13 protein-coding genes are annotated in these 15,133 nt (G+C 69.2%); 5 read left to right on the top strand and 8 right to left on the bottom strand.

Annotated elements, in window-relative coordinates:
* The first annotated feature begins 44 nt into the window (after positions 1-44).
* The 3 genes from JMT67_RS11530 (at position 45) to JMT67_RS11520 (ending at position 5,035) form a co-directional block, all read left to right on the top strand.
* Entirely contained in the window at positions 45-1,649 is a 1,605-nt protein-coding gene (locus JMT67_RS11530; protein WP_201463537.1) for a YifB family Mg chelatase-like AAA ATPase, read from the top strand.
* Between the two features lie 71 nt (positions 1,650-1,720).
* Positions 1,721-3,241: a response regulator gene (locus JMT67_RS11525; RefSeq protein WP_201463536.1), complete on the top strand. Its 1,521-nt coding sequence runs from the start codon at positions 1,721-1,723 to the stop codon at positions 3,239-3,241.
* A gap of 39 nt (positions 3,242-3,280) precedes the next feature.
* A complete protein-coding gene (locus JMT67_RS11520) occupies positions 3,281-5,035 on the top strand; it encodes an AmpG family muropeptide MFS transporter (RefSeq protein WP_201463535.1) in 1,755 nt (584 codons plus the stop codon).
* Positions 5,036-5,080: 45 nt separating this feature from the next.
* Here JMT67_RS11520 and JMT67_RS11515 read toward each other — a convergent pair whose 3' ends face one another.
* Positions 5,081-5,218 carry an entericidin A/B family lipoprotein gene (locus JMT67_RS11515; RefSeq protein WP_054764494.1) on the bottom strand — a complete coding sequence of 46 codons (138 nt, stop codon included), beginning with the start codon at positions 5,216-5,218 and terminating at the stop codon, positions 5,081-5,083.
* Between the two features lie 112 nt (positions 5,219-5,330).
* Between JMT67_RS11515 and trmD the strand changes: the two genes are divergently transcribed.
* Both trmD and rplS read left to right on the top strand, forming a co-directional pair.
* Positions 5,331-6,050, top strand: a complete 720-nt coding sequence (gene trmD / locus JMT67_RS11510; RefSeq protein ID WP_182714358.1) for a tRNA (guanosine(37)-N1)-methyltransferase TrmD — start codon at positions 5,331-5,333, stop codon at positions 6,048-6,050.
* Between the two features lie 68 nt (positions 6,051-6,118).
* Positions 6,119-6,541 (top strand): 50S ribosomal protein L19, encoded by a 423-nt coding sequence (rplS, locus tag JMT67_RS11505; protein ID WP_054764492.1) that lies wholly within the window; start codon positions 6,119-6,121, stop codon positions 6,539-6,541.
* A gap of 71 nt (positions 6,542-6,612) precedes the next feature.
* On the opposite strand, the gene JMT67_RS11500 is transcribed toward rplS, so the two are convergent.
* The 7 genes from JMT67_RS11500 to infB form a co-directional block, all read right to left on the bottom strand.
* The gene (locus tag JMT67_RS11500) at positions 6,613-7,098 is read right to left on the bottom strand and encodes a PA2169 family four-helix-bundle protein (protein ID WP_191554843.1); all 486 of its coding nucleotides are present in this window, start codon (positions 7,096-7,098) and stop codon (positions 6,613-6,615) included.
* A gap of 92 nt (positions 7,099-7,190) precedes the next feature.
* Entirely contained in the window at positions 7,191-7,988 is a 798-nt protein-coding gene (locus JMT67_RS11495; RefSeq protein ID WP_201463534.1) for a tryptophan 2,3-dioxygenase, read from the bottom strand.
* Positions 7,989-8,028: 40 nt separating this feature from the next.
* On the bottom strand, positions 8,029-8,559 hold the full coding sequence (locus JMT67_RS11490; RefSeq protein WP_054764489.1) for a CHAP domain-containing protein: 531 nt from the start codon (positions 8,557-8,559) through the stop codon (positions 8,029-8,031).
* A gap of 48 nt (positions 8,560-8,607) precedes the next feature.
* Positions 8,608-9,759, bottom strand: coding sequence for an acyltransferase family protein (locus tag JMT67_RS11485; protein ID WP_201463533.1), 1,152 nt, complete (start codon positions 9,757-9,759; stop codon positions 8,608-8,610).
* A gap of 82 nt (positions 9,760-9,841) precedes the next feature.
* Positions 9,842-11,320 (bottom strand): carotenoid oxygenase family protein, encoded by a 1,479-nt coding sequence (locus JMT67_RS11480; protein WP_201463532.1) that lies wholly within the window; start codon positions 11,318-11,320, stop codon positions 9,842-9,844.
* A 43-nt stretch (positions 11,321-11,363) separates the two neighbouring features.
* Positions 11,364-11,780, bottom strand: coding sequence for a DUF2141 domain-containing protein (locus JMT67_RS11475; RefSeq protein ID WP_201463531.1), 417 nt, complete (start codon positions 11,778-11,780; stop codon positions 11,364-11,366).
* A 231-nt stretch (positions 11,781-12,011) separates the two neighbouring features.
* Complete coding sequence (gene infB / locus JMT67_RS11470; RefSeq protein ID WP_201463530.1) at positions 12,012-15,038, bottom strand: translation initiation factor IF-2; 3,027 nt, start codon at positions 15,036-15,038, stop codon at positions 12,012-12,014.
* Positions 15,039-15,133: the final 95 nt, after the last annotated feature.

Raw genomic sequence — 15,133 nt, 5'->3', positions numbered from 1 at the left:
CAAGTTCATGGTTCGTTCCTCGCTCCAAAAAGGGGGGCGGAGCCATGGTCGCGCGAGTCGTTACGGTCGCTTTTGACGGGGTCGAGGCGCGGCGCGTGGACGTCGAGGTCCAGCTGGTCGGCCAGGATCAGCAGACGGTGTTCAACATCGTCGGCCTGCCGGACAAGGCGGTGGCTGAAAGCCGCGAGCGGGTGCGCGGCGCCTTCGCCGGGATCGGTCTGGCCCTGCCCTCGCGGCGGATCATCGCCAATCTGGCCCCCGCCGACCTGCCCAAGGAGGGCAGCCATTTCGACCTGCCCATCGCCCTGGCCCTGATGGCGGCCATGGGGGTGATCGGGCCGGACGCCCTGGACGGCTGGGCCGCCATCGGCGAACTGGGGCTGGACGGGCAGATCGCCCGGGTCGGGGGCGCCCTGCCCGCCGCCGTGGCCGCCGACGCTCTGGGCCTGGGCCTGATCTGCCCGGAATCAACGGGGCCGGAAGCCGCCTGGGCCGGCGGGGCGCGTATTCTGGCGCCGCGGTCCCTGATCGCCCTGATCAATCATTTCAAGGGAAGCCAGGTGCTGCGCGCGCCTGAGCCCGGTCCCCTGGCCGGCGGCAAGGCCGTGCCCGACCTGCGCGAGGTCAAGGGCCAGGAAGGCGCCAAGCGGGCGCTGGAGATCGCGGCCGCCGGGGGCCACAATCTGCTGTTCATCGGCCCGCCCGGATCAGGCAAGTCGATGATGGCCCAGCGCCTGCCCGGCCTGCTGCCGCCCCTGACCTCCCAGGAGCTGCTGGAGACCTCCATGGTCTGGTCGGTCGCCGGCCTGATCGAGCGCGGGGCCCTGACAAGGGATCGCCCGTTCCGCAGCCCGCATCATTCCGCCTCGATGGCCGCCCTGACCGGCGGGGGTCTGCGGGCCAAGCCGGGCGAGGCGTCGCTGGCCCATAACGGCGTCCTCTTCCTTGATGAACTGCCCGAATACAGCGCCCAGGCCCTGGACTCGCTGCGGGCGCCCCTGGAGACGGGCGAGATCGTCGTGGCCCGGGCCAACGCCCATATCCGCTATCCGGCCCGGTTCCAGCTGGTGGCGGCGATGAACCCCTGTCGCTGCGGCATCGGCGGCGCCGGGCGCGGCGCCTGCGGCAAGGCGCCCCGCTGCCAGCGGGATTATCAGAACCGGGTGTCCGGTCCGATGTTCGACCGGATCGACCTGACGGTCGAGACCCCGCCCGTCACCGCCGCCGACATGATCCTGCCGCCCCCGTCCGAAGGCACGGCCGAGGCCAAGGCGCGCGTCGCCGCTGCACGCGCCCTACAGGAAGACCGGGCGCGGGCCGCCGGCCTGGATCCCGCCCAGGGGCTGAACGCCCGGGCCTCCGGCGAGGCGCTGGACCGGTTCGCCACGCCGGACGAGGCGGGGCGGATGCTGCTGATGCGGGCGGGCGAGGCCGGGGGTCTGACGGCGCGGGGCTGGACCCGCACCCTGAGGCTGGCCCGCACCATCGCCGACCTGGACGGCTGCGACGGGGTCTTGCGACGCCATGTCGCCGAGGCCCTGATCTATCGCCGCAACACGGTCGGCGCCGAGGCCGATTTCGACCGCCGCGTCGCCGCCCGCTCCAGCCTGGCCGAGGCCGCCGGTCGGGCGGCCTTCATCCATGATTGATCCAGGGCCTCTTGAAGCGTCCTTAACTCCGTTCGGCTTAGAGGTCGTCCCTCGCGGAGACGGAACAGACCATGGCGCGGCGGGCGGCGACGAAACGAACCGAAGGCTCGGCGACGACGGCCGATCCGGCCCAGCAGTTCCTGCGCCTGATGAGTCACGAGATGCGCACCCCCCTGAACGGGGTGCTGGGCATGATCCATCTGTTGCAGCGGACCCGATTGGACGGCGCCCAGCGCGCCTATGCCGAGAACGCCCGCCAGTCGGCCGAACATCTTTTGGGACTGGTCAACGACCTTCTGGACTATGCGCGGCTTGAGGCCGGGGCGCTGGAGTTCGACCTGGCGCCGGTCGATGTGGAACCCCTGGTCCGCAGCGTCGCCGAACTGCTGAGCCCGCGCGCCCATGACAAGGGGCTGGAGATCGTCTGGTCCGTCGGCGCCGACGTCCCCGACATCAGGGCCGACGAGGGCCGGCTGAAGCAGGTTCTGTTCAACCTGGCCGGCAATGCGGTCAAGTTCACCGAGACCGGCGGCGTCTACATCGCGGTCGAACGGCGAAACGGCGCCGGCGGGGCGGCGCACCTGGCCTTCATCGTCGATGACACGGGCCCCGGCGTGCCGCACGAAGCCCGCACGCGCATCTTCGAAGAGTTCGGACACGCCGACGTTTCCGACGCCGTGCGACACGACGGGGCGGGCCTGGGGCTTGCCGTCGTCCGAAAACTGGCGCGGGCCATGGGCGGGTCTGTCCAGGTCGCAGACCGCCCGGGCGGCGGCGCCCGCTTCTGTTTCGAGGCCGCCTTCGATGTCGTTCCCGGTACGCGAGACCAGCCTCTGGCGGGCCTGACCGTCGCCGTCCGCTCGCCCGACCCCTTCGTCCAGGCCGCCGCCGTCGCCCAGATCGAGGCGTCCGGTGGGCGGTTCGCCGCATCGGCGCCGGTCGTTCTGGTCGATCACGTCGGCGCCTTGTCCGGCGACTTGGCGCTTCCGCCGTCGGACGGCCGGGGCGTGATCCTGCTGAAACCGTCCGAGCGCGATCTGATCGCGCGCTACCGCGCCCAGGGCTTCCACGGCTATCTGATCAAGCCTCTGCGCCGCGCCTCCCTCGCCGAACGGGTGCTGGCCGTCGCGGCCCAGGACGATCCCATGCGCGAGGCCGGCGCCGCCTCTCCGGCGGCTGAGGACGACCGGGTCGTCCCTGCCCGCTTCGCCGGGACGCGGGTCCTGCTGGCCGAGGACAATCCGGTCGGCGCCCTGCTGGCCCGCACCCTGTTGCAGCGCGAGGGCTGCATCGTCGAAACCGCCGCCAGCGGTCAGGAGGCCGTCGCCGCCCTGGCACGCGCCCGCTATGATCTGGTCTTGATGGACATGCGGATGCCGGGCATGGACGGCCCCGCCGCCACCCGCGCCATCCGCGCCACAGGCGACGCCACCCCCATACTGGCCCTGACCGCCAACGCCTTCGCCGAGGACCGCCGCCTGTGCCTGGAGGCCGGGATGGACGACCATCTGGTCAAGCCGCTGGACGCCGAGGGGCTGCGCGCCGCCCTGGCCCGCTGGACGAAGCGCGACATCCGCGCCAAGGTCGGCTGAGTTAACGGCGTCCGTCTCCGGCCGCCGCCGGAGCCGTGCATGACCGACCAGACCACACCCGCCAAACCCGCAAGCCGTTTCGGCGGCCTGGCCGTCTATGGCGAGCGGCGCGTCTTCATCATGCTGCTTCTGGGTTTTTCGGCCGGTCTGCCCAATCTGCTGATCTTCGACACCCTGACAGCCTGGCTGCGGGAAAGCGGCCTGACGCTGGAGGTGATCGGCTTCTTCGCCCTGGCGACCCTGTCCTATTCGCTGAAGTTCGTCTGGGCGCCCCTGATCGACCGGACCGCCGTCCCTCTTCTGACGCCCCTCCTGGGTCACTGTCGCGCCTGGATGCTGGTCACCCAGGGCGTGATCGTCTTCGGCCTGTGGTCGATCTCCACGCTGAACCCGGCCGACGCCCTGATCGCCGTCGCCGGTTTCGCCGCCCTGGTCGGATTCTTCGGCGCCACCCAGGACATCGTCATCGACGCCTGGCGGATCGAGGCGGCCGACGACCGCCGCCACGGCGCCATGGCCGCCGCCTACCAGATGGGATACCGCGTCGCCATGATCGTCGCGGGCGCCGTGCCCCTGGTCCTGGCCGATCTCTACAACTGGAACCTGTCCTACGCCGTCATGGCCGCCCTGATGGGTCTCGGCATCGCCGGCGTCCTGTTCGCGCCCCGCGAAAAGGCCCATTCGATCCGCCCCATCCCCGTCGGCGACGTGCCGTCGCGGCCCAGGTTGGAGGTGCTGGAGTGGGTCGCCCGTCTGGCGATCATCGGCGTCGCCGCCATGTTCCTCGGCTCGGGCCTGACAGGCCAGTCCGCGCCGCTGAACGCCCTGTTCGGTCTCTTCGGCCTGGGGGCGGAGGGCCAGGCTGCGGTGAAGGCGGCGTTGTCGGCTAAGCCCGAAGGCGTCTATCTGCAGTTCGTCTCGGTCTTCCTGGGCCTGGGCGTCATGGTTCTGGCCTGCTGGCCTCTGCCGGGACTGAAGACCCGCCCCGGCGCCTATCTGGCCGGATCCTTCGGCCAGCCGGTGGCCGACTTCTACAAGCGGTTCGCCGGCGTCGCGACCCTGATCCTGGCCCTGATCTGCGTCTATCGCCTGGCCGACTTCGTGCTGAACATCATGCCGCCCTTCTATATCGACCTGGGCTTCACCAAGACCGAGCTGGCCGAGGTGCGCAAAGTGTTCGGCGTGGTCATGACGACGCTCGGCGTCTTCATCGGCGGCTGGTCGGTGGCCAGGCTGGGCCTGATCCGCACCATGGTCATCGGCGCCTTCATGAGCCCGGTCTCCAACCTGGTCTTCGCCTGGCTGGCGACCCAGGGACACAGTCTGTCGGCCCTAACGGTGGCCATCGGCGTCGACAACGTCTCTGGCGGCTACGCCGGGACGGCCCTGATCGCCTATATGTCCAGCCTGACCTCGATCGGCTTTACGGCCACCCAGTACGCCCTCTTCACCTCGCTGTACGCCCTGCCGGGCAAGCTGATCGCCTCGCAGTCGGGTCGGATCGTGGAGGCCTCGGCCCGGGCGGCGGAAGGGAACGGCCCCTTCGCGGGCCTGCGCGGCCTGTTCGCCAATCTACAGGAGGGCGTTTTGACCACCGGCGCGGCGGCCAGCGGCGTGACGCCTGCGGCCCTGGGCGCCGGCTATGTGGCCTTCTTCCTCTATTCCTTCGTCATCGGCCTGTTCGGCATCGTCCTGGCCTTCGTCGTGGCCGGAAAACAGACCGCGCTTCAGGCCCGTCAGACGGCCGAAGACGTGGATCCCGCCGTGGCGGCGACCGAGGGCCAGCCGTCCTGAAATGCGAAGGCCCGCCGGTACGGGCGGGCCTTGCGGATCATCCGCTCAGTGTTTCGCCCGTTCCGCGCCCGAGCTGACGGCCGATCCGGCGGCCGAAACGTCCCGGCCGACGCCGGCGATGGTGTTGCAGGCCGAGACGGCCAGGGCGGCGGCGACGAGCGACAGGGTGATGATCTTGCGCATGGCGAACCTCGTATATGGTCAAGCTCGGCTGGAACGCTCAAGCTTGGCCTTGGTTGCGCATCCCTGTCGCAAACAATGGATTTTCGCCGTCGTTCGGGGCTAAAGGGCCGCCATGTCCTTCACTGCCCCCCCTTTTCTGGCCACCGTCCTGACCATGTTCCCCGAAGCCTTTCCGGGCCCGCTCGGCGTGTCCCTGATCGGCACGGCCTGGCGCGAGAAGGGGCTGTGGAGCCTGGATACGGTTGACATCCGCGCCTTTTCCACAGATACGCGCGGCTTCCTGGACGACACCCCTGCGGGCGGCGGTCCGGGAGCCGTGCTTAAGGCGGACGTGGTGGCCAGGGCGGTCGATAGCCTGCCGGGGCCGAAACGGCCGCTTTTGTACATGAGCGCCCGGGGTCGGCCCCTGACCCAGGCGCGCGTCAAGGAATGGGCGACAGCGGACGGGATCGTCGTGCTGTGCGGCCGTTTCGAGGGGGTGGATCAACGGGTGCTGGACGCCCGGGGGTTCGAGGAGGTCTCGGTCGGAGACGCGGTCCTCGCCGGCGGCGAGGCGGCGGCCATGGTCGTGATCGAGGCGTGCGTAAGACTGATCCCCGGAGTGCTCGGCTCAGGCGACAGCCTGTCGTCCGAAAGTTTCGAGGACGGGCTTCTGGAGCATCCGCAGTACACGCGACCGCGGACGTTCGAGGGGCTTGAGATTCCCGAGGTGCTGCTGTCGGGCGACCATAAGAAGGTCGCCGAATGGCGTCAGGCGCAGCGGGAGCAGACCACGCGGGAGCGGCGGCCGGATCTCTGGCAGGCGCATCTCGCTCACCCCCGCAAGGCTTGACCTTGCGGACCAGCGGGCCCCGCCCGCCAAATGACAGGTAAAGAGCGCCAAGCTCGAGGAGAAATGACATGAACATCGTTCAACAGCTGGAAGCTGAAGAAAAAGCCCGCGTCTTGGGCGACCGCAAGATCCCGGACTTCCAGCCGGGCGACACCCTGCGCGTCAATGTGAAGATCAAGGAAGGCGAGCGCGAGCGCGTCCAGGCCTTCGAAGGCGTCTGCATCGCCCGCGACGGCGGCGGCGTGAACGAGACCTTCACCGTCCGCAAGATCTCGTTCGGCGAAGGCGTCGAACGTAAATTCCCCATTCTGTCGCCGAACGTCGAGTCGATCGAGGTGAAGCGCCGCGGCGTCGTGCGTCGCGCCAAGCTCTATTATCTGCGTGACCGTCGCGGCAAGTCGGCCCGGATCGCCGAGCGTCAGACGGTTCGTCCCGCCAAGGGCGTGGTGGTCCCGGAAACCGGCGCCGCCGACAAGGGCGACGAAGCCTGATCCCAGGCCTTTGCGAAACGATAAGGGCCCCGGCGGCGACGCCGGGGCCTTTTTCTTTGTCCGGCGCGCCCCTATTGCGGAAACAGCGGATTGGACGCATCCCTCTGGCCTTCCAGACTGTGTTTCAGGCCTTCCATCTGATCATGGCCCGTCTTGATGGAGGCGTAGGCGCGGCGAATGGTTTCGCGGGTGGTGGCCGAGATGGCCGTGTCATCCAGAGCCTTGTCGAACTTTGCGGCGATGAACCCCTCGCCGCTGTTGATCGACCCCACCACGCTGTCGTCATTCCTCAGCAGGGCGTGTTTGACGTCCAGAAAGGCGCGGTGGGCCTTGGCCAGGATGGAGCCGTGAGCCTCAGGGTCGCCGCCCAGACCGCGCACGGCGGCCGACAGGTCCTCGACCACCTGGCGGCGCTCCTCGCTGCGGCGTTCGAACAGGCTGCGGAAATGGGGGTCGTTCGTCTCTTCGGCCGCCTGGGCGTAGCCGTCGGCGCTGTCCAGGGTGGTCTCGATCAGGCCGTTTAAGACCTTGATGTCATGGGCGTTGGGATTGCTCATTGCGTCGGCTCCTCCGCTTAGGCGGTCAAGCGGACAATGGCCGGACGCGGCGAAGGTTGCCGGATGCGGCGCCGCGCCCGATCAACAGGCCGTCAGAGGGCGGTCCGCAGCGACCACAGCTCAGGAAAGCACCGCTTGGTCAGGGTCGTGGCCAGATAGGCCGCCCCTTCCGTTCCGCCCGTCCCACGGCGCCGGCCGATGATGCGCTCGACCGTGACGACGTGCTTATGTCGCCAGGTCAGCAGGGCGTCGTCCAGGTCGACCAGCTTCTCGGCCAGCTGATACAGGGCCCACCAGCGCTCCGTGTCCCGATAGACCTCGAGCCAAGCCGCCTCTACCGCCTCGGACGGTTCATAGGGCTGGGTCACGTCGCGGTTCAGCACGGCCTCGGGCACCGACAGGCCGGCCTTGGCCAACTGGGCCAGGGCGTCGTCATACAGACTGGGCGACGCGATCGCCGCCTCCAGCGCCGCATGGGCCTGGGGTCGGTCCACATGGAACTTCAGGAAGGCGGGGTCCTTCAGCCCCAGCATGGCCTCGAAGCGACGGAACTGGTCGCTCTGGAAACCGGAGGACGCGCCCAGCACGCCCCGGAACCGCAGATAGTCGGCCGGGGTCATGGTCGCCAGAATGTCCCAGCTCTGGGTCATCACCGCCTGGATGCGGCTGACCCGCGCCAGGCTCTTATAGGCGGGGACCAGGTCGCCGGCCCGCACCAGGGTCTGGGCCAGGGCCACTTCGTGCAGCATCTGCTTCAGCCACAACTCCTTGGTCTGGTGGATGACGACGAAGAGCATTTCGTCGTGCTGATCCGACAGCGGATGCTGGGTCGAAAGCAGATCGTCCAACGCCAGATAGCCGGCGTAGGTCATGTCGCGGGATTGGGTCATGCGCCGCTATCGCCCGCGGCCGGGAAAGGCGCAAGTCCGCCTATTGCTGACCCTGGCCCGACACATTGGCGGCCATCTGGCGGCCGGCGTCGAAGGCGTCGCGCGCGCCCTTATAGATGAAGCCGTAGGTCGGATAGACGGTCGTGCCCAGGCCGTTGATCGGATTGTACCAGACCTTGACCTGGGACCAGTCGTTGGCGGGCGAGACGTCCACGACGGTGACGTTTTCCTCGACCTTGCCGCGGCTGCCGCCCCAGTTGGCGTGGGTCACGCGCACCACCCGGTCGGTCAGAATGTCGGAAACGACGGCGACATGGCCGCGGCTCATCCGGCCTTCCGGGCGGAAGACCAGGACCGAACCGGTCTCGGGCGCCTTGCCCGTGCGGAACTTCTCGGCGGCCTGACGCCACCAGGTCCAGGCGTCGCCGAAGATGTTGATGCCCGAGAACATGCGGGCGAAGGTCACGCACTGCCAGTACGGCTCGTCAGCCTTTGCATTGGAGGGAACTGCGCCCAGTGCAAAAAAACCGAGGGTCGCCGCAACCGCGGCGGCTTTGAGCCGTTTTGTCATGCTGAGGCCGTATCCCGACTGCCGATGGTGTTTTTAGAACACAGGCCCTCAGGATTCGACAACCGTTTTCGACATACCGCCGTCAGGCGACGGACGGTCTTCTGTAGCGCTTGACACGGATTTCGGCCGCTCGGCCAACCCCCTCAAAGCCTGTCGCGCCGGGCGTTCGACCAGGTGATAGGAGACCGCCGCCACGACGGGCAAAAGGGCCAGAATCGCCAGCCACACGAAAATTTGAAGTTGCTTGTCAGCGGCGCCCGTCAGCTTCGCCGCCAGGCCGACGGCCAGCAGATTCCACGGCACGCAAACCATATAGACCGAATAGCTGATCTCCCCCAGATAGACGGCCGGGCGCGAGGCCAGCCAGCCGGCCCTCGCATTGGGCAAGGCGGCCAGGGCGAGGATCAGAGCGCCGGCGCACAGGACGGTGACGCCGTCCCAGAGACCAAGGGCCGCACTGCCCATCATCAGGACGAAGGCGATCGCCGCGCCTGCGCCCGCCGCCGGGGCGGACAGCTGCGGCCCGGCCTTGCGATAGACCAGATAGAGGGCGCACCCCAGGGCGAAACAGGGGACGATCCGAAGCGCGCCCCAGCGAATGGTGGCCTCCGTCAGGGGAAAGCCCGCCGTCTGTTCGAACACGAAATAGAGCACCGTCAGAAAGGCCGCCGTTCCCACCACGGCCGCGACCGGCTTGTCGCGCAGACGCCAGAAGACGAAGGCGAACAGGGGAAAGCACAGATAGGCGAACCATTCCGCCGAGATCGACCAGGACGGATGGTTCCAACCGGCCACCGGCGCCAGACCCCAGGCGTGGAGCATCAGCAGATTGGCGGGAAGCGACGACCAGGACAGGACGTTGGCGTCCACGCTCATTCCCGCGATCAGAGCCGCCGCCGCCAGCCCTCCGACCCCGATCAGGGTGGCGAGATGCAGCGGATAGACCCTGGCGATCCGCGCCCACAGGAAGCCGCGATAGGAAAACCGCTTCTCGCCCGCCGCCTGAAGATAGACGTGGCTCAGAATGAAGCCGGACAGGACGAAGAACAGTTCAACGCCCAGATAGCCTTTGGCGACCACGGTCGTCTGCGGCGCCCCGGCCAGATTGGGCCAGAAGGTGTAGACGGCGACCCACAGGGCCGCGGCGAACCGCAGGGCGGTCAAGGGGCGAAGATCGGCCGGCGTTTGAACGGGGGTCATGGTCTCACCTTGGCACGTCAGGCTTTGCGAACCATGAAGGCCGCAAGAACGGCGCCTGCCGCCTTTTGGCCCGACCGGAGCACTAACCGACCCAGGCCCCGTGGAAGCCGGCGGGCAGGGCGAAGTCCGCAGCCCAGCTGACGACCGGCCCGTCCTCGATCCGGGCGGCGTCGAACACATGCAGTTCGGTGCGACCGGCGTCCAGATTGATGGAGGGGCCGATCAGCCAGGCGTCCCGCTCGGCCGTCGCGCCGGGCTTGGGCGCGAACAGCACCTCTTCAACGACCTGATGGCGGCCGAAGGTGAAGCCCTCGGATCGACCCGTCTCCCAGTCCTGCAAGGCCAGGCCGGTGGGCAGAGGCCGGCCGCGCGTTTCTCCGCCCGTATGGACGGTCAGGCGTCGCTTAAGCCCCCGACGACGCGGATCGCTCTGCGGAAACTCCCCGACGGCGTTGGAGCGCGTCATTTCGGCCCGCCCGTCAGGTCGAAGGGTGATCAAGGCCAGGGTCGCCGGATCCCCTGGAACTGTTCCCTGCCCCTCCACCAGCACCCTCGCCCCATCGACGGCGAAGCGCGGATCCTCGGCTGCGGCGACGTCGAAGCGAATGGTCCCGTCCGCCTCCACCCAGGCGTCGCCCAGGTGGAAGTGGAAGAAGCCGGGCAGTTCATAGATCCTCCGCCGGCTCAGATCGTCCTTGTCCAGCACCATGACCTGGGTTCCCGCCTCAGGCCGCCAGACCAGGCCGTTGATGATCGGCGTCGCCTGGGTCTCGAACAGCCAGGGCTGCATCACCAGGATCAGATGCCGGTCAGTCGCCGTGAAGTCGTGCATGTAGCTGGCGCGCGGCAGACGCAGCACCTCCGCCTGATTCAGTCCCCCGTCGGGATTTAGCCGCCAGATCACCGCCCGATCGCCTGCCGCGCCGACGTTCCAGATCGAGCCGTCCGGTCCTCGACGCGGGTGGGCCTGGAAGGGCATGCCCTTCAGATCGCTCCGCAGGGTGACGAACGCCTGGGTGGACAGGTCGGCGGCGTCCATGGCCAGGGGCGACCCGCCCTCCCACAGGGCCCAGACCCGATCGCCCGACGGCATGATCCCCGTATTGGCGGCGTTGGCGTCGTCATTGGAGCCGACTCGCGCGCGGGCGTCGCCGCGTGTGCCGAAGCCGGGGGTGACGACGGCGTCCAGCTCCGTCTCGGTTCGGCGCTTGGGCGTATCGGCGAAACGGGCCTCCAGCGTGGCCTGACCGTCCTGAATCCTAAAGGCCCGCATCAGGCCGTCGCCGTCGAACCAGTGGGTCGCCGATCCGCCCGGCCGACGGAAGCGCCCCGGCCCGTTGCGATAAAGAACGCCCTCCAGACCCGACGGCGCGCGGCCGTGGATCAGGCGCAGGGCGTGACGGGGCGCGTCGGCGGCGACATCGCGCGTCGCCAGGGCCCAGTCGGCCTTCATTTCGGCGACGGCGTTCAAGGCGGCGGCCGCGCGCGTCATTTCGGGCGTGGCCACGGCGGCGGACAGGGCGGCGGCGCCCATCAGAAAGGCGCGGCGGGAGGGGATCATGATCAGGCTCTTGAAGTTGAAAACGGCAGGTCGGCGGCGGGATCTATTTCAGGGTAATCGTCTGTTCGACCGACCCGGCCGCCTGGAAGCGGGCGCGGTCCCAGGAGGCCGGGCCCATATTGCCGACCGCATTGTTGGAGAAGGCGAAGGGCTCGGTCGGCATGCCGAAGGGATTGGTGTTCATCCGCCCGTCGGCGTTCAGATCGTGGAAGGCGCGCACCGCATAATCGCCGTCGGGCAGGTCGTCGAAGGTGACGCGGGTCTCGCCTGCTGCGGCGTCCAGCTGGGCCGCCTTGACCGGTCGGCCCGCCTGATAGGCCTCGGCGCTGTCGAAGACGGCGACCATGATCCGGCCTTCTGCGGCCGCGTCCGGAAAGACGATGGTCAGGTCGGCGGCGAAGGCTGGCGCGGCGGCGAGAGCGGCGACGGCGGCGGAAAGGATGAGGGCGGAGAACTTCACGGCGGCGATCCTGTTGGGTGAGAACCGACGGCCGGCTCTCGATGACCGGACCGTGCCGCCCGTCCGCAGCCGCCGCCAGCGGACTTGCGGCGCTGGACAGTCCGTTTTCGCCAGTGACCGTGCGCCGCCGCCGGCGAAGCGTGAACGCCCGTGTCGGATCCGCCGCGCAAAGAAAAAGGCCCGGAACCTGGGTTCCGGGCCTGTCTCTCTGTGCGCCTGCGAACGCCGGACCTAGTCCAGGGTGCGCTTGATCTCTTCGACCGTGAAGCACTCGATGTAGTCGCCTTCCTTGATGTCCTGGAAGCCCTGGAACTGCATGCCGCACTCCTGGCCCGAGGGCACCTCGTTGACCTCGTCCTTGAAGCGTTTGAGCGTGTTGAGCACGCCCAGCTCCAGCACCACCACGTCGTCGCGGATGATGCGGACGCGGGCGCCCTTGCGCACGACGCCTTCGGTGACGCGGCAGCCGGCGATCTTGCCGACCTTGGAGATGTCGAAGACCTGAAGCACCTGGGCGTTGCCCAGGAAGGTTTCGCGTTGCAGCGGCGCCAGCATGCCCGAGAGCACGCCCTTCATGTCGTCCAGCAGGTCGTAGATGATCGAATAGTAGCGGATCTCGACCCCTTCGCGCTCGGCCAGATCGCGCGCCTGTTTCGAGGCCCGCACGTTGAAGCCCAGGATCGGCGCCCCGGCCGACTTGGCCAGGTTGACGTCGCTCTCGGTGATGCCGCCGGCGCCGGAATAGACGATGCGGGCGCGGACCTCGTCGTTGCCCATCTTCTCCAGCGAGGCGGCGATGGCTTCGCCCGAACCCTGGACGTCGGACTTGATGACGACCGGCAGCTCGTTGATCTTCTTGGAGCCCAGCTTGGCCATCATGTCGACCAGCGAGACCGAGCCGCCCGAAACCTGGGCCTTCTCGCGTTTCACCCGCTGACGATATTCGGTCAGCTCGCGGGCGCGGGCCTCGGAATCCACCACGGCGAAGACGTCGCCCGGCGACGGCGCCTCGTCCAGACCCAGGATCTCGACCGGGACGGAGGGGCCGGCGTCGGCCAGCTGCTCGTTGCGTTCGTTCAGCAGGGCGCGAACCTTGCCCCAGGCGCCGCCGGCCACGACGATGTCGCCGCGCTTCAGCGTGCCGCGCTTGACCAGGACGGTGCCGACGGGGCCGCGGCCCTTGTCCAGCTTGGCCTCAATGACCACGCCCTCGGCCGAACGGTCGGGGTTGGCGCGCAGGTCCATGACCTCGGCCTGGACCAGGATGGCCTCCAGGAGGCCGTCCAGGTTCATCCGCTCCTTGGCGGAGACCTCGATGATCTGGGTGTCGCCGCCCAGGCTCTCGGCGATGACTTCGTACTGCAGCAGTTCGTTGACGACCTTCTGCGAAGTAGCGCCGGGCTTGTCCATCTTGTTGACGGCGACGATCAGGGGGGCCTCGGCCGCCTTGGCGTGCTGGATGGCCTCGATCGTCTGGGGCATGACGCCGTCGTCGGCGGCCACGACCAGAACCACGATGTCGGTCACATTGGCGCCGCGCGCCCGCATGGCCGAGAAGGCGGCGTGGCCGGGGGTGTCCAGGAAGGTGACCTTCTGGCCGTCTTCCAGACGCACCTGATAGGCGCCGATATGCTGGGTGATGCCGCCGGCTTCGCCGCCCGCCACATCGGTGGTGCGCAGCGCGTCCAGCAGCGAGGTCTTGCCGTGGTCGACGTGGCCCATGATGGCCACGACCGGGGCGCGGGTCTCGGTGGCGCCCTCGTCGTCCGCCTCGGCGATGAAGCCGGTCTCGACGTCGGATTCGGACACGCGCTTGACCGCCATGCCGAACTCCTCGGCCACCAGTTCGGCGGTGTCGGAATCGATCACGTCGTTGATCTTCATCATCATGCCCTGCTTCATCAGGAACTTGATGATGTCGACGCCGCGCACGGCCATCCGGTTGGACAGCTCCTGCACGGTGATGACGTCGGGGATGACCACTTCACGCGGACGGTTCGGCGCATCGGTCGATCCGCCCTTGCGCTTTTCCTTCTCGCGTTCACGGGCGCGGCGGACCGAGGCCAGCGAGCGCATCCGCTCGGCGGCGTCGCCGTCGCCGACCACGGACTGGATGGTCATCCGGCCTTCGCGGCGCTTGGGTTCGCCGCGGGTGCGGCTGACCGCCTTGCCGGCGTCGGAGAAACGCTTCTCACGATCATCGTCGCGACCGACCGGGCGGCCGAAGCCGGCGCCGGGCGCGCGGCTGGGACGCGCCACTTCCGGGGTCGCCGGCGGGGCGTTGGGTGCGGCGCGGCCGCCGGGGCCCGTGCGCGGGCCGCCGGGACGGGCGGCGCCGGGGGCCGGGCGGGGGTTCAGGGCCGAATAGCGGACCGGCTCAGCCGGCTTGGCGCCCTGCGGACGCTGGCCGGGGCCGCCGGGACGACCGCCCTGGGGACGTTCGCCTTGCGGACGCTCGGACGACTGCGGACGATCCGAATAGGACCGATCGCCGCCGCCCATCGCCTGTTCGCGGGCCGAACGGCCGCCGAAGGCGGGGCGTTCCGGCGCCGCACGCTGCGGATTGCCGGGCTTGGGCGCGCGTTGGCCGAAGTTGACGGTCGGACGCGCCGGGGCGGCGGGACGGGCGGGCGCCGGCGTCGGAACGACCGGCGCAGGGGCGGGCGCGGCCGCAGCAGGCGTCGGAGCCGGGGTCGGCTTGGGCGCAGGCTTGGCCGGCTGAGGCGCGGCGGCGGCCAGTTTCGCGGCCTCGGCGCGGGCGGCCTCGGCTGCGGCCTTGGCGGCGGCGGCCTCTTCACGCGCGGCCTGGGCGGCGCGTTCGCTGGCGGCGGCGCGCTCACGCTCGGCGGCTTCGCGGGCGGCCTTTTCGGCGGCGGCGGCGCGTTCGCGTTCGGCGTTGGCCTGGGTGGCCAGGGCGATGGCGCGGCGACGGGCCTCCTGCTCCTCAGGCGACAGCCCCCCGCCGGCGGGCTGGGACGGCCGCTGGCCTTGCGGACGCGGCGCCTGTCCCGCCTGCTGCGGGCGAGCGACGTCGAAGCCTTGCGGGCGTTGCGGCCCGCCGGCGCCCGGGCGGCGCTTGGTCTCGACCACCACCGTCTTGGATCGGCCATGGCTGAAGCTCTGCTTCACGGTGCCGGTCGAAACCGATCCCGCGGCGCGCGGCTTCAGGCTCAGCGGCGCCCGCGGCCCCGTTTGGGACGGCGTTCCGCCGGTGTTCGAACCCTGGCCTTGGTTGGTCTTGTCGTTTTCGTCGCTCATCCGGTCGCTTTACTTGGGGCGGAAAAGCCCGCCGTCGTCTCAATACCCATAAACGGCCGTGAGCCCGTCTCCGCCCCTGGAGACAGGCCCTCGGC

Source organism: Brevundimonas aurantiaca (assembly GCF_904830995.1).
Taxonomy (GTDB): Bacteria; Pseudomonadota; Alphaproteobacteria; order Caulobacterales; family Caulobacteraceae; genus Brevundimonas; species Brevundimonas aurantiaca.
This window is presented reverse-complemented; position numbering and strand designations above follow the sequence as displayed.